16 protein-coding genes are annotated in these 15,310 nt (G+C 72.2%); 9 read left to right on the forward strand and 7 right to left on the reverse strand.

All coding sequences use genetic code 11. From position 1 onward, the window contains the following. Positions 1-74: 74 nt before the first annotated feature. Positions 75-689, forward strand: a complete 615-nt coding sequence (locus KV100_RS20230; RefSeq protein WP_220343863.1) for a TetR/AcrR family transcriptional regulator — start codon at positions 75-77, stop codon at positions 687-689. A gap of 21 nt (positions 690-710) precedes the next feature. On the opposite strand, the gene folP is transcribed toward KV100_RS20230, so the two are convergent. Then, positions 711-1,574 carry a dihydropteroate synthase gene (folP, locus tag KV100_RS14765; RefSeq protein WP_220343864.1) on the reverse strand — a complete coding sequence of 288 codons (864 nt, stop codon included), beginning with the start codon at positions 1,572-1,574 and terminating at the stop codon, positions 711-713. A 15-nt stretch (positions 1,575-1,589) separates the two neighbouring features. Between folP and KV100_RS14770 the strand changes: the two genes are divergently transcribed. Genes KV100_RS14770 through KV100_RS14780 form a run of 3 tightly spaced genes read left to right on the forward strand, consistent with a single transcriptional unit; the run spans position 1,590 to position 3,314 of the window. Next, positions 1,590-1,898, forward strand: coding sequence for a DivIVA domain-containing protein (locus KV100_RS14770; protein WP_220343865.1), 309 nt, complete (start codon positions 1,590-1,592; stop codon positions 1,896-1,898). Next, positions 1,891-2,466 carry a DNA-3-methyladenine glycosylase I gene (locus tag KV100_RS14775; RefSeq protein ID WP_220343866.1) on the forward strand — a complete coding sequence of 192 codons (576 nt, stop codon included), beginning with the start codon at positions 1,891-1,893 and terminating at the stop codon, positions 2,464-2,466. Before KV100_RS14770 ends, KV100_RS14775 begins: the two co-directional genes overlap by 8 nt. Before the next feature lie 14 nt (positions 2,467-2,480). Beyond that, complete coding sequence (locus KV100_RS14780) at positions 2,481-3,314, forward strand: M14 family zinc carboxypeptidase (protein WP_220343867.1); 834 nt, start codon at positions 2,481-2,483, stop codon at positions 3,312-3,314. Between the two features lie 9 nt (positions 3,315-3,323). On the opposite strand, the gene KV100_RS14785 is transcribed toward KV100_RS14780, so the two are convergent. Next, on the reverse strand, positions 3,324-4,118 hold the full coding sequence (locus tag KV100_RS14785) for an enoyl-CoA hydratase-related protein (protein WP_220343868.1): 795 nt from the start codon (positions 4,116-4,118) through the stop codon (positions 3,324-3,326). 100 nt (positions 4,119-4,218) lie between these two features. On the opposite strand from KV100_RS14785, the gene KV100_RS14790 reads away from it, so the two are divergent. Both KV100_RS14790 and KV100_RS14795 read left to right on the forward strand, forming a co-directional pair. Continuing rightward, the gene (locus KV100_RS14790) at positions 4,219-4,380 is read left to right on the forward strand and encodes a DUF3117 domain-containing protein (protein WP_139087699.1); all 162 of its coding nucleotides are present in this window, start codon (positions 4,219-4,221) and stop codon (positions 4,378-4,380) included. Beyond that, complete coding sequence (locus tag KV100_RS14795; RefSeq protein WP_220343869.1) at positions 4,381-4,731, forward strand: hypothetical protein; 351 nt, start codon at positions 4,381-4,383, stop codon at positions 4,729-4,731. A gap of 82 nt (positions 4,732-4,813) precedes the next feature. On the opposite strand, the gene KV100_RS14800 is transcribed toward KV100_RS14795, so the two are convergent. After that, a complete protein-coding gene (locus KV100_RS14800; RefSeq protein ID WP_220343870.1) occupies positions 4,814-6,955 on the reverse strand; it encodes an alpha/beta hydrolase in 2,142 nt (713 codons plus the stop codon). A 90-nt stretch (positions 6,956-7,045) separates the two neighbouring features. Further along, positions 7,046-8,107, reverse strand: a complete 1,062-nt coding sequence (locus KV100_RS14805) for a class I SAM-dependent methyltransferase (RefSeq protein ID WP_220343871.1) — start codon at positions 8,105-8,107, stop codon at positions 7,046-7,048. Positions 8,108-8,235: 128 nt separating this feature from the next. Here KV100_RS14805 and KV100_RS14810 point away from each other — a divergent pair, with 128 nt between their 5' ends. Beyond that, positions 8,236-10,998: a helix-turn-helix transcriptional regulator gene (locus KV100_RS14810; protein WP_220343872.1), complete on the forward strand. Its 2,763-nt coding sequence runs from the start codon at positions 8,236-8,238 to the stop codon at positions 10,996-10,998. 20 nt (positions 10,999-11,018) lie between these two features. Here KV100_RS14810 and KV100_RS14815 read toward each other — a convergent pair whose 3' ends face one another. Then, the gene (locus KV100_RS14815; RefSeq protein ID WP_255559593.1) at positions 11,019-11,627 is read right to left on the reverse strand and encodes an O-methyltransferase; all 609 of its coding nucleotides are present in this window, start codon (positions 11,625-11,627) and stop codon (positions 11,019-11,021) included. 243 nt (positions 11,628-11,870) lie between these two features. Between KV100_RS14815 and sigE the strand changes: the two genes are divergently transcribed. Together sigE and KV100_RS14825 are read left to right on the forward strand one after the other, a co-directional pair. After that, positions 11,871-12,476 (forward strand): RNA polymerase sigma factor SigE, encoded by a 606-nt coding sequence (sigE, locus tag KV100_RS14820; RefSeq protein ID WP_220343873.1) that lies wholly within the window; start codon positions 11,871-11,873, stop codon positions 12,474-12,476. Beyond that, the gene (locus tag KV100_RS14825) at positions 12,476-13,762 is read left to right on the forward strand and encodes a zf-HC2 domain-containing protein (protein ID WP_220343874.1); all 1,287 of its coding nucleotides are present in this window, start codon (positions 12,476-12,478) and stop codon (positions 13,760-13,762) included. The genes sigE and KV100_RS14825 overlap by 1 nt, the downstream gene beginning before the upstream one ends. A gap of 39 nt (positions 13,763-13,801) precedes the next feature. Here the strand turns inward: KV100_RS14825 and KV100_RS14830 are convergent, their stop codons facing one another. Further along, a complete protein-coding gene (locus tag KV100_RS14830) occupies positions 13,802-14,131 on the reverse strand; it encodes a sec-independent translocase (protein WP_220343875.1) in 330 nt (109 codons plus the stop codon). Between the two features lie 32 nt (positions 14,132-14,163). After that, positions 14,164-15,309 carry an Mrp/NBP35 family ATP-binding protein gene (locus tag KV100_RS14835; protein ID WP_220343876.1) on the reverse strand — a complete coding sequence of 382 codons (1,146 nt, stop codon included), beginning with the start codon at positions 15,307-15,309 and terminating at the stop codon, positions 14,164-14,166. Between the last annotated feature and the right edge of the window lies 1 nt (position 15,310).

The raw sequence follows: 15,310 nt of genomic DNA on the forward strand, positions 1-15,310 counted from the left end.
AAGGGCGTGCCGTGCGGACCGGGCCGCGCTCGTGCGGCACAATCGGACGGACACGGTCGACGGACGGAGTGCGGGTGCGGGTCTCCTCGGAACAGCGGCGCGAACAGCTCATCGAGGCTGCGCTGGCCGTCGCCAAGCGCGAGGGCGTCGGCGCGGTGAGCACGCGCACGGTCGCCGCCGAGGCAGGGGCCACCCCCGGGATCGTGCACTACGTGTTCTCCTCCATGGAGGAGCTGCTCCGGGCGATGATCTCCCGGCTGGCCGACCAGTACGTCGCCTCGGTCAGCGACGTCGTCGTCTCGGGCGAGGACGACGTGACCGCGCTGCTCGAGGAGACCTTCGCCCACATGTGGTCGTCGGTCGAGGGTGACCCGAAGGCGCATCTGCTGACGTTCGAGGTGGCGGCCCACGCGCTGCGCAACGCAGGCTTCACCGACCTCGCGCAGTGGCAGTACGAGACCTACCGGACGACGGCCCGCGAGGTCCTCCTGCGGATCGCGGCTGCCGCCGGCATCGAGTGGTCGGTTCCGGTGGACCTGCTGTCACGCATGCTCGTGGTGGTCAACGACGGTGTGGTGCTCGCGTGGCTGGTCGACGGCGACAGCGCCAAGGCACGAGACGTCTATGCGGCATTCCTCCAGCAGATCGCCGCGATGGCCGAGCCGGTCGGCGCCTCCAGCTCCGGGTGAGCGGCCGGCGCGAGCCGCCGATCAGGCCAGCCCGCGCCGCGACACCGCAGGCTGTCGTACGCCCCTGATCGACGCGACCATGTCCAGGCACTGACGGGTGGCTGCGACGTCGTGGGCGCGGAAGACGCGCACCCCCGCGGCCGCAGACCAGGCCGTGGCCGCCAAGGTGCCCGCGAGCCGTTCGTCGCGTTCGAGGTCGAGGGTCTCGCCGACGAAGTCCTTGCGGGAGAGTGCGACCATCACCGGCCAGCCGGTCGCGACCAGCTCTCCGATGCGACGGGTGAGGAGCAGCGAGTGCCGGGTGTTCTTGCCGAAGTCGTGGGTCGGGTCGAGGAGCACCGACTCCGGCGCCACCCCGGCCGCCACCGCACGCCCGGCCAGCTCGGTCGTGCTCGCGACGACGTCGGCGACCACGTCGTCGTACGCGGGGCGGAACGGGTCCGTACGCGGGGGCAGGCCGCCGGTGTGGCTGCAGACGAGACCGGCGCCGTGCTGCGCGGCGACCTCGGCGAGCTCGGGGTCGTGTCCGGCCCACGTGTCGTTGATCAGGTCGGCACCGAGGGCGCACAGGCGGTCGGCGACCTCGCTGCGCCAGGTGTCGACGCTGATCACCAGCTCCGGGTACGCCTCGCGCGCGGCCCGGACGAAGTCCTCCGTACGCCGCAGCTCCTCCGTGGCGTCGACCGTGTCGCCGTAGCCGGCCTTGACACCGCCGACGTCGACGATGTCGGCCCCCTCCGCGACCACCACGCCGAGGTAGGCGAGCGCGTCGTCGAGGTCGTAGGTGCGGCCCCCGTCGTAGAAGGAGTCCGGCGTGCGGTTCACGATCGCCATCACCGCGTGGTCCCCGGGCGCGATCACCCGTCCGCGCAGTCGGAGGTCCATGGCACGATCGTAGGCGTGATCTGGATCGGAGTCGTGGTCGGAGCCGTCCTCGTCGGTGCGGTGGTGACGGTCGTCGCCGGACGCACCGGGGACCTCGCGCCGCTGCCGTCCTCGCGTCGTGACGTCCTCGTGCCGGCCGACCGTACGCTCTCGGCCGACGACCTGCAGGCGGTGCGCTTCAGCTGGGCCTGGCGGGGCTACGCGCGCGACGAGGTCGATTCGCTGATGGCGCGGCTCGAGAAGGAGGCCCGCGCGCGCGACGAGAGCACACCGTCGTCGCCCGTGGAGCCGTCGGTGACGCCCCGGGACGACGCCGATGGGTGACGCGGTCGTCGGGTCGGACGGAGTCGCGCGCTGCGCGTGGGCGGAGTCGTCGGACGAGATGCGGGCCTACCACGACACGGAGTGGGGCCGTCCCGTCCGCGACGAGCGAGGCTTGTTCGAGCGATTGACGCTGGAAGCGTTCCAGTCCGGCCTCTCGTGGGCCATCGTGCTCCGCAAGCGGCCGCGGTTCCGCGAGGTCTTCGCAGGTTTCGACGCCGAGGTCGTGGCGGCCTACGACACAGCGCGGGTCGCCGCGCTCCTCAGCGATGTCGGCATCATCCGCAACCGCGCCAAGGTGGAGGCGACGATCGCCAACGCCCGGGCCATCCGGGCGCTGGACGGTGGTTTCGCCGACCTGGTCTGGTCGTTCGCCCCCGAGCCGCGTCCGCGCCCGCTGTCGATGACCGACGTCCCGGCGGTGACCCCGGAGTCCACCGCCCTGGCCGCTGGCCTCAAGCGGCAGGGGTTCAGGTTCGTCGGCCCGACCACGGCGTACGCGATGATGCAGGCGGTCGGCATGGTCGACGACCACCTCGCCGGCTGCCAGGTGCGCACCGACCCGGTCTGAGCGAGGATCGGCTCATGCGGACAGCAACGCGTGGCGCCCTCGCCGGCAGTGCTGTGGGCGTTGTCGCGCTGGCTCTCGTGGTCCCGTCGGCGGCCGAGGCGTCCGCCACGCGGTCGGTGCGGCAGGTCGTGCCGGACAGGACGGCTCCGTCGAGGGTCGTGGTGCCGGCACGCAGCCTCGCCGAGCCTCGTCCTGCGGTCGTCGAGCGGGTGGTGATCGGCCGCTCCCGCAGGGGCCGCCCGATCCTCGCGTTCCGGCTCGGTGACCCCGACGCGACCCGGTCGGCGGTCGTCATCGCGGCGATGCACGGCAACGAGCGCAAGCCCCAGACGATCCTCCGCACCCTTCGCGACGGTCGTCCGATCACCGGCCTCGACCTGTGGGTCGTCCCGAGTGCCAACCCCGACGGGGTCGCCCGCAAGGCGCGACGCAATGCCCGTGGCGTCGACCTCAACCGCAACTTCCCACGGCGCTGGAAGCGGTCCAGGCGCGGCGTCACCTGGTCGGGCCCGAGCGCGGCCTCCGAGCCGGAGACGCGCGCCATGATGCGGTTCCTCCGCCGGGTCGCCCCCGATCAGGTCGTCTCGTTCCACCAGCCTCTGTACGGGATCGACACCAGCGGGACCGGCAACCGCCCGCTCGCGCGGCGGCTCGCGAAGCACCTCAAGCTCCCCAGGAGGTCATTCTCCTGCGGGTCGGGCTGCTACGGGACGATGTCGCAGTGGTTCAACCACCGGCTCGACGGCCAGCTCGTCACGGTCGAGCTCGGGCGCAGGCCGTCGCGTGCCTACCTGACCCGGACCGCGCCCACCGGCCTCCTCAAGGCGCTCGGCGGCACGCGGTCCTGACGCCGCGGCTCAGCGGCCCACGAACGTGGGCTGCTCCTTGGCGAGGAAAGCCTTGACCGCGGTGCCGTGGTCCTCCGACGCACCGGTCAACGCCATCAACCGGGCCTCGTTGGTGAGCGACTCGGGCAAGGAGTGGGTGGCGGAGAACGCGAGCGCGCGCTTGAGGGAGGCGTACGCGAGCGTGGGGCCTGTGGCGAGGCGCTGGGCGAGGTCGGCGACCGCCTCGGAGAAGGCGTCGTCGGGCACGACCTGCGTCGCGAGACCGAGCGCCAGAGCCTCCTCGGCACGGACCGTACGGGGCAGCAGGAGCAGCTCGGTGGCCTTCGGGAGGCCGACGAGCCGTTGCAGCGTCCACGACGCCCCGGTGTCCGCCGACAGCGCGATGCCGGCGAACGCGAGGTTGAACCCCGCGGACTCGGCGACGATCCGGAAGTCCGCGGCGAAGGCGATCGAGGCGCCCGCGCCGGCGGCGATCCCGTTGACGGCGGCGATCACCGGCTTGGGCATCGTGGTGATCGCGAGCACCATCGGGTTGAAGTGCTCCTCGACGGTGTTGCTGAGCTGGCCGCCCTCGCTCATCTTCGCGACGTGCTCCTTCAGGTCCTGACCGGCGCTGAAGGCCCGCCCCGAGCCCGTCAGAACCACGCACCGGACGGCTTCGTCGGCCGCCGCGGCGTGCAGGGAGTCACGGAACGCGACCTTGGTCAGATCGTCGAAGGAGTTGAGCACGTCGGGGCGCGACAGCGTGATCGTGGCGACGCCGTCGGCGACCTCGTAGGCGACGGCGGGGTGGGGTTCTGTCATGGCGTCAGTCTGCCGCATTCACTCCCGGCGGGGACGTGGGCGATAATGGACGCATTCAAGGTGCACGCGCCCGCGCTGCGCACGGAGGAGAGGGGAACGCATGGCGGCCATGAAGCCTCGGACCGGAGACGGTCCGCTGGAGGTCACCAAGGAAGGACGCTGCATCGTGATGCGGGTCCCGCTCGAGGGTGGAGGACGACTCGTCGTCGAGCTGACGAACGACGAGGCATCCAACCTGGGTGACGCCCTCAAGGCAGTCTGAGTGGGCTCCCAGCCCGGACTGACCGTCCGCTGGTCGTTGCGTGACGCCCCCGACGGCGCGCTGGACCAGCTGAGGGCCTATGTCCGGGACACCTCCTACGACCGGTTCTCCGGCATGGACGGACTGGCGTTCAAGACCTGGCGTGCTCGTGAGGGCGCGTGGTTCGAGGGCGTGTACGTGTTCGTCGACGACGCTGCTCGTGCTGCCTTCCAGGAGTCGTTCGCCGCCACCGCGGCCTCGGCACCCGGATCGCAGATCGTCGGGAGCGCGCCGGAGCTGATCGAGGAGTGCGAGGTCGTCGCGATCGCGGAAGGCGCTGCGGGCTTCAGGCCCACCCCGTCCTTCGCCTGATCGGTCGAGGTGCCCGCCGCAGGCCACCGACGTCGCCCTGGGCGGCGCCGTGGGTCTGCGGCGGGAACCTCGTACGCATTGCTCAGAGGAGGTCGGCCAGGTGGCCCGCCGCCCGTTCGGCGCCGTCGCTCTCCACGGGCGGACCCGACGGTCGGCGCCGTGCCTCGGCGACCAGCGTCGACGTGAGCTGGTCCGGGTCGCACGCCTGCTCGTACGCCAGTCGCCGGCCCGCGGCGTACTGCGCGAGCCGGTGCGTCACGTGGACGTTCTGCTCGAAGTGGTGGCGCAGCGGCACGAAGACGAACGGCACGCGTTGTGCCGTCAGCTCCATGCAGGTGGTCAGCCCGCCCTGGACGAGCGCCACGTCGGCCGCCCCGAGGTGCCGGTGAAGGTCCGGCACGAAGCCCCGCACGTCCACGCCACGGAGGCGAGGGAGCGTACGAGGGTCGATCCGGGGTCCGGTCACCACGAGGAACCGTAGGCGCGGCTCCTCGCGACGGATCCGCGGGACCGCGTCGAGCACCCGACGCAGCAGGTGGTGCCCCACCGCAGAGCCCCCGACGGTGACGACGCAGAGCAGCTCGTCGGCCTCGAGGCCGAGCTCGGTGCGGACGGCGGCCCGTCCGATCGGGCCCACCGGCTCGAACCCGGTGACGTACCCCGTGAAGGCGAAGTGCGCCTCGGTCCACTCCCGGATGCCGGGCAGACCCGGACCGAAGGGCTCCGTGATCACGTCGGCAGGGTTGCCGACGAAGAGCGACCGGTCACGCACACGTTCGAGCCGAGCACGCTGCTCGAGCATCTCGGCGTTGTAGTCGGCGGTCAGCGCCGCCTCCTCCGCGCCGCCGTCGGGCAGCGGGACCCAGCCGACGAAGTCGGTCAGCCACGCATACGCGAACCGCTTGAGCTGAGGGTTCTCGTGAAGGAAGTGGTCGACGTCCCACGCCTCGTCGCCGACTACGAGATCGTACGGTTCCTCGCTCACCACGTCGTCGAAGACGCCGAAGTTCGCCACCAGGATCTCGTCCATCCGACGGATCGCCTGGAAGGCGTGCAGGTCGTGCTCGCCGGCCTCGTCCTCGACGTGGGCGCACTCGCTCGCGAGAAGGGACGATGCCGGGTGGACGCGCTCGCCGGCGCGCTCCAGGACGCCGGTGGCCGGGGACTGGGTGAGCCAGTCGACGTGGAGGTCGGGGTGGCGCTCGCGCAGTGCGTCGGCGATCGCGAGGTCGCGTCGCACGTGACCGAGGCCGATCGGCGAGGTCAGGAAGAGCGCCCGCCGTCGGCGCCCTCGCGGCGGGGTCCACCTCCGCCGCACCGCCGGCTCCGCAGAAGGCCAGAGCCGACCGAGGAACTCGCCGATGGCCAGGTTGACGGCGACCGGTTCACGCGTGTGGGGGGCGTGCCCGCCGCCGGACACGGCGAACAGTGATGCCCCCGTCCTCTCGGCGAGCGCCTCCGCCTCGGCGAAGGGGCGGATGTGATCGTCCTCGCCGTGGATGACGAGAGCCGGGAGGTCGACCTGCGTGATGCTCTGCGTGAAATCGGGACGACGGCACACCGTCCGCGCGAGCTCGGTGTCGACGAGACGCTCGGGCCCGATGTCGTGTCCCCAGGCCACACAGTCCTCGATCTTCTTGGTCGAGTGCGGCTCGGTGTACATCTGCCCGAAGAAGAACCTGAGAAAGGCGTCGTAGTCGCCGTGGAGCCAGTTGTCGCGGCTGAAGGACGCCCACCCCGGCGGTGCCGGGCCGTCGCGCTGGTCGGCGAGGAACGCGTGCTGCTCCCGCTCCGGATGACCCGGCACCAGACCGAGTGCGGAGCCGATCGCGATGATCCCGGCCACCTGCTCCGGTGCTTCGCACGCCAGCGCGAACGACCAGGCCACGCCGCAGGAGAACCCGGCCACCGCCACGGCCTCGGTCACCGTCCGGTCGCGGCGTGTGCGGTCCAGCACCGCCAGGGCGTCGGCCACGAACTCGCCGTCGGCGTACGGCTCCGGCCCCACCGGACGGTCGGAGCCGCCGGAGCCACGGCCGTCGAAGGTCACCACCCGGAATCGACGTGCCAGGTACGGCACCTGCGCCTTCCACGAGCGCGACGGGATGATCGACCAGGTCGGCATCAGCAGGACGGTGTGCGGAGCGTCGCCGAACACCTCGTACGCGATGCGCACCCCGTCGCGCACCACGACGCCGTCGCTGTCGGGTTCCCTCGCGCGCATCGTCCCTCCGTCGGTGGGCCGTCGCCCCCAGTCTGCGCCCGCAGGTGGGTGCGACGGCCCTTGGTTGTCGTCCCCGTGGGTGCGCAGACGTCACTTCCGGACGGCGAGCACCCTGTTGAACGGCGTCTCCGCCACCGAGTCGAAGCCCGTGAAGCCGGCGGCGGCGGTGATCTCGCGGATCTTCGCCGGACCCGCCTGGGTGCCGATCGCCAGCCCGACGTCCTGGGACAGCGAGGCGGGCGTGCACAGCAGCGTCGAGAACCCGTAGTAGGCGCGACCGACAGGCGTCAGGTTGTCCTCGACCCGGTCGCCGGCCATCGGCTCGACGATCATCCAGACGCCGTCGTCGGCCAGCATGTGGTGCACGTGCCGAGCGGCACCGACCGGGTCGCCCATGTCGTGCAGCGCGTCGAACGTCGTGACGACGTCGTACGCCTCGTCACCGAGGTGCTGGGCCGACGTCACCTCGAAGGTCGCCCGGTCGGACACCCCTGCGGCCGCGGCCCGCTGACGGGCGACGTCGATCGAGGCCGCGTGGTAGTCCGAGCCCACGAACGTGGAGCTGGGGTAACCCTCGGCCATCAGGATTGTGGAGGCGCCGTGACCGCAGCCGATGTCGGCGACGCGGGCGCCCTCCCGGAGCTTGTCCGCCACACCCGCGGCGGGAAGCCACGCATCGACGAGGTAGGCCAGGTAGCTGGGCCGGAAGAACCGTTCGCAGCCGTCGTGCACGTCACCGTTGTGCTCGTGCCAGCCGACCCCCGCGTCGTCCCGCGCCGCCTCGACGACGCGCTGGGAGTCGGCCACCGTGCCGAGCGCGATCTGGAAGAGACCGGGCAGGAAGGCCGGACTCGACTCGTCGGTGAGCGCGACGGCGTGCTCTGCCGGGAGCACATACCGCCCGGTGTCGGGCTCGTAGCGGACGAAGGAGCCTGCCGCCTGGGCATTGAGCCACTCGCGCGCGTACGGGAGAGCCGTACCGGTCCGCTCGGCGAGCTCCGCAGGCGTGAGCGCGCCACCGTCGGCCAGCGCCCGGTAGTAGCCGAGCTTGTCGCCCAGGACCACGAGCGCCGCGTTGAGCGTCGCACCGACCTCGTCCACGGCTCGGAAGACGAAGGACATCAGGACGTCCTCGTCGATCTGTGCAGTCATGTCACCCTCCTCGGTGATCCGTCGATGCCCGCGACGCTAGGGATCGGGGACGTGTCGCCGCATCCGGTGACCCCCCTGGTTCGTCAATCCCGCGGCTGTAGGCCCCCCGGGTGACTAGCCTCGGGAGCATGCTCGTCGGACGAGCGCGTGAGTGCGCCGCGATCGGCGCGCTGGTGGCGCGAGCACGCGGCGGTGCCAGCGGTGCTGTCGTCGTCGTGGGCGAGGCCGGGATCGGCAAGTCCACCCTGCTCCTGCAGGCCAGGGAAGCAGCCGGTTCCGGCGTCCAGGTCCTCGCGACGGCAGGAGCCGAGCCCGAGCGCGACCTGCCGTTCGCCGGGCTCGCGCAGCTCCTGCGGCCGCTGCTCGGCCACCTCGACGCCCTGCCGGCCGTGCAGGCGGACGCGCTCGCACAGGCGCTCGCCCTCCGTCCGGGAGGTACGGGGGAGGCGCCCGCTCGCGCCGGGGAGCGTTTCGTGATCTCCGCGGCGACGCTCGGGCTGATCAGCCGGGCAGCCGAGGAACGCCCCCTCCTTCTGCTCGTCGACGACCTCCATCACCTCGACCGCCCCTCCGTCGACGCGATCCTCTTCACCGCCCGGCGGCTCCTCACCGACGCGGTCGCGGTGGTGCTCGCGACGCGACCGGGTGCTGCCGTCGGTGAGCTTGTGGCCGACCTCGACCGTCTCGAGGTTGGTGGACTCAGCCGCGAGGAGTGCGACGCGCTCGTCGTATCCCGCGGGCTCTCCGCCACGCAGGCCGAGCGCCTGCACGCCGTGAGCGAGGGCAATCCGCTCGCTGCCCTCGAGATGGTGCGTACGCCAGACCTGCTGGCGCGGGATCTCGGCGAGATCCCGGTGCCCCGACTCATCGAGGAGGCGTTCACCGGCCGTCTCGGCAGCCTGCCGCCCCTCGCACGCACCGCACTCACCGTCGCGGCGCTGGCGGGCGACGTCGACCTCACGACGCTGGGCCGGGCGTGCGCTACGGCCGGGAGCGACCTCGCGCACCTCGCCGATGCCGAGCAGGCGGAGCTGGTCGACCTGGGGCTCGACCGTGTCCGGTTCCGGCACCCGCTCATGCAGGCGTCGCTGGTGCAGGCCACGGCGCCACCTTTGCGGCGGCAGCTGCACCGGATCATCGCCGACGCGCTCCCCACCGGCGACCTCGACCGGCGGGCGCAGCACCTCTCGGCGGCGACGATCGGCCCCGACGGAGAGGCGGCCGCGGTGCTCGACGCGGCGACCGCGTCCGCGGCACGGCGTCGCGCATACGCGGTGGCGTCGCAGTGGGGCGAGCGGGCAGCGCACGCGAGCGAGGACCCGGAGGAGCGCACCCGGCGACTCGCGCTCGCCGGCGAGCACGCCTGGCTCGGGGGCCTGGCCGACCGCGCCCTGGAGATCTTCGGGGAGGCGGTCGCGGGTGCTCCCACAGGGCCGGCCCGTCGACGCGCGCTGGCGCTGCGGGGGGTGGTGGGTGCGCGGTGCGGCTCGTTGGTCGAGGCGCGCGCCCTCCTCCTGGAGGCGTCGGGTCCGGTCGCCGCCGACGACCCCGACCTCGCGGTGGTGCTGCTGGCGGAGGCGGTGTATCTGTGCGTGTACCTCTGTGACGGCGCCGGAGCGCGCACGGTCGTCGCCCGGCTCGACGCGCTGCGGGAGACGGCCACCGCACCCCGCAGCCGGCTGCTCGGCGACCTCGCCGCGGGCATCGGGCGGCTGATGACCGGTGACGGCGAGGCGGGCGCCACCCAGATGCGCCGTGCCGTGGCCGCGGCGGGAACGGGCGATCTGATCGACGATCCCCGGTGGCGGGGGTGGCTGCTGCTCCCGCCGATCTGGCTGCGCGACTCCGGCGACTCGCGGGCCCTGGTCGACGCGGTGGTCCTCGACGCACGTGAGCGCGCGGCGCTGGGGACGCTGCCATTCCTGCTCTTCCACGCCGCGCGCGACGATGCGACGACGGACCGGTGGACGTCGGCGGAGGGGGCCTACCGCGAGGCCATCGCGCTGGCCCGCGAATCCGGCCAGCGCACCGACGAGGCGATCTCCCGCGCCGGACTCGCGTGGCTGCTCGCGCGTCGCGGGTGCGAGGACGAGATGCGGGCCGAGTCAAAGGAGGCGGAGCGTCAGTGCGTGCGGAGCAGACTCAACTTCGGCAGGGCCTGGCTCCGCTTCGCGGCGGGCGACCTCGCGGCCGGCCTCGGCCGGTACGAGGAGGCGGTCGAGCACTTTCGTGCGCAGCAGTCGCTCGTACGCCGCTTCCGCGTCGTCGACGCCGACCTGTCTCCGGCCCCCGAGCTGGTGGAGTGCCTCGTCCGTGTCGGTGACCTGGACGGTGCCCGTGCTGAGGCGTCCGCGTTCGCCCTGCTCGCCGACACCAAGGGTCAGCCGTGGTCACGAGCCCGCGCGCACCGGGCCCTGGCGCTCGCCGGCGTGACGCCGGACGCGCGGTTCGCCGCCGCTCTCGTGGAGCACGCCCACAGCCCGGACGCGTACGAGCGGGCGCGCACCCAGCTCGCGTTCGGGGCACACCTGCGCCGCACGCGGCGGCGCAGCGAGGCGCGTGAGCACCTCAGGGAGGCGCTCACCACGTTCGACCGCCTGGCCGCCGCCCCGTGGGCCGCGCAGGCCTCCGCGGAGCTCGCCGCGACCGGTGAGCGGGTGCAGCGGCGCGCGCCGGGGGCGGAGCAGCCCCTGACCCCGCAGGAGCTGCAGGTGGCCCGTCTCCTCGGCGAGGGACGGACGACACGAGAGGCAGCGGCGGCACTCTTCCTGAGTCCGAAGACGGTGGAGTACCACCTGCGGCACGCCTACATCAAGCTCGGGATCTCCTCGCGTGCGGAGCTGGCTGCGAGGCTGAGCGAGGATGCCGAGCTCCGCGCCCCGGCAGGGTGAGCGGCGGCTGGTCGAGAGATCTAGCTCCGGACCTGGGCCACGAGCAGGCCGTCCCCGACGGGGAGCAGCGCCGGCATGAACCGGTCGTCGTCGAGCAGCGAACGGCCGATCTCGCGGACCGCGACGGTGTCCTCGTCGCGTCGCGCCGGGTCGGCCACCCGGTCGTGCCACAGCGCGTTGTCGAACGCGAGGACGCCGCCGGGACGCAACAGGCGCACCGCCTCCTCGACGAAGAGGGGGTAGTCGCGCTTGTCGGCATCGACGAACACCAGGTCGTACCCGCCGTCGGCCAGGCGGGGAAGCACCTCCAGCGCGGAGCCGGAGATGAGACGGAACCGGTTGGAGGCGATCCCGGCTTCGGTCAGGGTCGTGCGCGCGAGCCGCTGGTGCTCGGCCTCCCGGTCCACGGAGGTCAGGACGCCGTCCGGGCGCATGCCGCGCAGCAGCCACAGGCTGGAGACACCCGTACCCGTCCCGACCTCGACGACCGCGCCAGCGTTCGCGACCCCCGCCAGCAGACGCAGTGCCGCGCCGCCACCCGGGCCGATGGGCACCACGCCGACCTCGTCCGCCCGGGCACGGCCGTTCTGCAGCGGCTCGTCCTCGACGACGAACTCCTCGGCGTACAACCAGCTCTGCGGCGTGATCGCGGTGGCGATGACGAACTCCTCTCACAGGCCGGGAATCCCGGCACCTGGGCCACAGCCTAAGGCATGGGAGAGGGGTCGCCGCGGACGTCAGCACGCGCCTCGCCGGTGCCGTGAAAGCTCGTGCGACTCGGCATCATGGGGAACGTCCAGGTCCGTCTCATCGTTGTCTCAGTTTGTTGGTAGACGATAGTTGTCCGACCAACACAGGAGGTCGTCAGACAGATGGGCACGACCACGCAGGACGCCGGCACGCAGACCCACGACCAGAACGGGGTCGGTACCTGGGAGGAGATCGTGGAGCAGCACTCCGCGCGCGTCTTCCGGCTCGCCTACCGGCTGACGGGCAACCAGCACGACGCCGAGGACCTCACCCAGGAGGTCTTCATCCGTGTGTTCCGCTCGCTCGACTCCTTCAAGCCCGGCTCGTTCGAAGGATGGATCCACCGGATCACCACCAACCTCTTTCTCGACCGCGTCCGCCGGAAGTCGAAGTTTCGGTTCGACCGGTTCGGCGAGGGCGCCGAGGAGAGGCTGACCGCCACCGACCCGTCGCCGGAGAGGGCCTGGTCCGACGCGAGCCTCGACGCGGACGTCGAGACCGCGCTCGCCTCGCTGCCGGAGGAGTTCCGCGTCGCCGTGGTCCTGTGCGACATCGAGGGTCTGTCCTACGAAGAGATCGCCGACGTCCTCGGCGTCAAGCTCGGGACGGTCCGCTCGCGGATCCACCGCGGGCGCAAGCAGCTCCGTACGGCGCTGGAGCACCGTGCCCCGTCCGGAGCGCGTACACGGTTCGCAGGCCCTCTCGACCCGGCGGTGGCACCCCGCTGATGGCACACCTGGGAGATCGCGTCGCTGCGTACGTCGACGGACAGCTGCCCGTCGACGAGGCCGCGCGCGCGGACGCTCATCTGGCGGCCTGTGACGAGTGCTTCGAGGCCGTCCTGGCCCAGCGTGCCCTCAAGCGGCGCATGACCGGCCTGTGCACGCCTCCGTCCCCCTCCTCGACGTTCCTCTCGGCCCTCTCCGACCCAGCGCGGCTCGCTGCCGCCGCTCCGCCGTCGCGGCTGCACCTGATCTTCGACCACGTCGTGGTCCGTGTCGGCATCGCGGCCACCGGGGCCTCGGCGGTGCTCGCCGGCATCGCCTACGCGGTGGGCGCACCCGCCACCCCGGCCGACACCGTGGCTCCGCCCGTCGAGCAGTTCGTAGCCCAGTTCCGCGGCGAGGCCGACCCGATCCAGCAGAGCGTCGGCGCCGTGGGCGGCTCTCCGAGCGACGTGGCGCTGGTGGTCGCGCCCGGCCACGCCGTCGTGCCCACCCGGAGCGACTCGACGGAGGCCGTGTCGCTCCTCGAGGAGGCCCTCGGCTCGTCGGTGAGCGTGCGGCTGCTCGCCAACCGCTACGATCTCTCCGTCATCCGTTCGAGGCCAGGCAGGTCGGAGGTCATCGCCGCCGACGACGGCCGCCGTGTCGCCGCATACGTGATCGAGGACGCCGACGGACGTCTGCGCCAGGTCGTGCGATACGCCCAGCAGGAGATCGCCGATCCCGTCTTCCGCGCTGTCCGGCCGGTGCCGCGGACCGAGGGCATCCCGGTGCACGAGGCATCCGCTCCGCTCCAGGAGACCGGACGCGTCGCCGCAGACGACCTCGCCACCGAGCACGGGGTGCAGATCGACACCGCCACGATCGACCGCCTTGCCATGACCGGCTGGCCGTGTCACGACCGCCTCGGACGGTCCCTCGAGCGGGTCGGCGCCCGGTGGGTCGACCTCTCCGGGGACAAGGGCATCGCCCTGACCTACACCGACGGCCGGTCCACGGTGACCGTCTACGAGCAGAACGGCGCCCTCGACCGCGACGCGGTGTCGGGCTTCGCGCGCCACGACGTGGGCGACGCGGAGGTCTGGGTGCGGGAGGGGACACCGTCGGTCGCCACCTGGGACTACGACGGCATCGTGTTCACCGTCGTCACCGACGCGCCCGCCTCGCGCCTGCGCGACGTGATCGCCGACCTCCCCCAGCAGCCGCACCGCAACGGGATGCTGGACCGGGTCCGTACGGGGTTGGAGCGACTGACTGCCTGGACGACGCCCGGCTCCCGCGACGCCTGAGAGACTCAGGCCCCGCCAGCGGCGCACAGCCCGCAGGCCCTAGGTCGCGTCGACGTCGAACGGAGCCGGCTCGCCGGGCTCGAGGGGGCGGGACGTCGCTCGGGAGGAGGGGTTGGACGTCGGATCGTCGTCGTCCAGCGTGCCCTTCATCATCTCGCGCGGGTCGAGGCCCCGGATGTCGTCTCGCAGCGAGGTGAAGTCGTCGCCCATCTCTCGCTGGAGGTCGGCCTTGGCGTTGTCGGCCATCTGCCGGACCGTGCGGACGAGGCGGCCGAGCTGCCGTGCGAACTCCGGCAGGCGCTCAGGTCCGAAGACGAGGACCGCGACGATCACGATCACCGCCATCTCCGCCACGCCGACGTCGAACATGCGCGAAGCCTAGCCGCAGGCCGGCGGAGACGTCAGCGGCCGGTCGGGGAGAGCCCGAGCTGCATCCCGGCGAGTCCGCGGGAGCGGCCGGACAGCGTCGAGGCGACCTGCTTGAGCACCTTGGCTGCAGGGCTGTCGGGTGCCTCCTCCACGATGGCCACGCCGGTGTCTCCGCTGATGCGCATCTGCTGGTCGAGCGGGATCTGTCCGAGGAGCGGGACGTCGTAGCCGAACCGGGCGCTCAGCGTCGCGGCGACGGTCTCGCCTCCACCCGAGCCGAAGATCTCCATCCGGTCGCCGTTGGGCAGCTCGAGCCACGACATGTTCTCGATCACGCCGACCACGCGCTGGTGCATCATCGACGCCATGGTCCCCGCACGCTCGGCGACCGAGGCAGCGGCGTCCTGCGGCGTGGTGACCACCACGACCTCCGCGTTGGGGAGATGCTGGCCGAGGCTGATCGCCATGTCGCCGGTGCCCGGCGGGAGGTCGAGCAGCAGCGCGTCGAGGTCGCCCCAGTAGACGTCGGAGAGCATCTGCACGAGCGCACGGTCGAGCATGGGGCCGCGCCAGGCGACGACCTGGTCCTTGCGCGGCTTGAGCATGCCGATGCTCATGACCTGCATGCCGCGGACCGGCACCGGCATGATCATGTCCTCGACCTGGGTCGGGCGGGCGTCGCCGACACCGAGCATGTCCGGGATCGAGTGGCCGTAGATGTCGGCGTCGACGATGCCGACCTTGAGACCCTGAGCGGCGAGGGCTGCGGCGAGGTTGACGGTGACCGACGACTTGCCCACACCGCCCTTGCCGGACGCGATCGCGTACACCTTCGTGAGGGACCCGGCGGCGGCGAACGGGATCTCCCGCTGCGTCTGCCCACCGCGCAGCACCTCTTGGAGGTTCTTGCGCTGGTCCTCGTTCATGACACCCATGTCGACGCGGACGTCGGTGACGCCGGGCACCTTCGTCACCGCGGCGGTGATGTCGCGGTTCAGCGTGTCCTTGAGTGGGCAGCCGGCGACGGTGAGGAGGAGCCTGACGGTGACGGAGCCTCCGTCGATGTCGACGCCCTCCACCATGCCGATCTCGGTGATCGGACGACGGATCTCGGGATCGTTGACGGTCGACAGCGCCTGGTTGACGGCGTCGGGGTTCACCAGGGTCTCAGCGGGCATG

The sequence above is a fragment of the Mumia sp. zg.B21 genome (assembly GCF_019550855.1).
GTDB lineage: Bacteria > Actinomycetota > Actinomycetes > Propionibacteriales > Nocardioidaceae > Mumia.

Coding starts and splice junctions, on each gene's coding strand:
- folP (WP_220343864.1), bottom strand. CDS start 1,574: ATGGACCTCCGACTGCGCGGACGGGTGATCGCGCCCGGGGACCACGCG.
- KV100_RS14775 (WP_220343866.1), top strand. CDS start 1,891: ATGGGTGACGCGGTCGTCGGGTCGGACGGAGTCGCGCGCTGCGCGTGG.
- KV100_RS14780 (WP_220343867.1), top strand. CDS start 2,481: ATGCGGACAGCAACGCGTGGCGCCCTCGCCGGCAGTGCTGTGGGCGTT.
- KV100_RS14785 (WP_220343868.1), bottom strand. CDS start 4,118: ATGACAGAACCCCACCCCGCCGTCGCCTACGAGGTCGCCGACGGCGTC.
- KV100_RS14790 (WP_139087699.1), top strand. CDS start 4,219: ATGGCGGCCATGAAGCCTCGGACCGGAGACGGTCCGCTGGAGGTCACC.
- KV100_RS14800 (WP_220343870.1), bottom strand. CDS start 6,955: ATGCGCGCGAGGGAACCCGACAGCGACGGCGTCGTGGTGCGCGACGGG.
- KV100_RS14805 (WP_220343871.1), bottom strand. CDS start 8,107: ATGACTGCACAGATCGACGAGGACGTCCTGATGTCCTTCGTCTTCCGA.
- KV100_RS14810 (WP_220343872.1), top strand. CDS start 8,236: ATGCTCGTCGGACGAGCGCGTGAGTGCGCCGCGATCGGCGCGCTGGTG.
- sigE (WP_220343873.1), top strand. CDS start 11,871: ATGGGCACGACCACGCAGGACGCCGGCACGCAGACCCACGACCAGAAC.
- KV100_RS14825 (WP_220343874.1), top strand. CDS start 12,476: ATGGCACACCTGGGAGATCGCGTCGCTGCGTACGTCGACGGACAGCTG.
- KV100_RS14830 (WP_220343875.1), bottom strand. CDS start 14,131: ATGTTCGACGTCGGCGTGGCGGAGATGGCGGTGATCGTGATCGTCGCG.
- KV100_RS14835 (WP_220343876.1), bottom strand. CDS start 15,309: ATGCCCGCTGAGACCCTGGTGAACCCCGACGCCGTCAACCAGGCGCTG.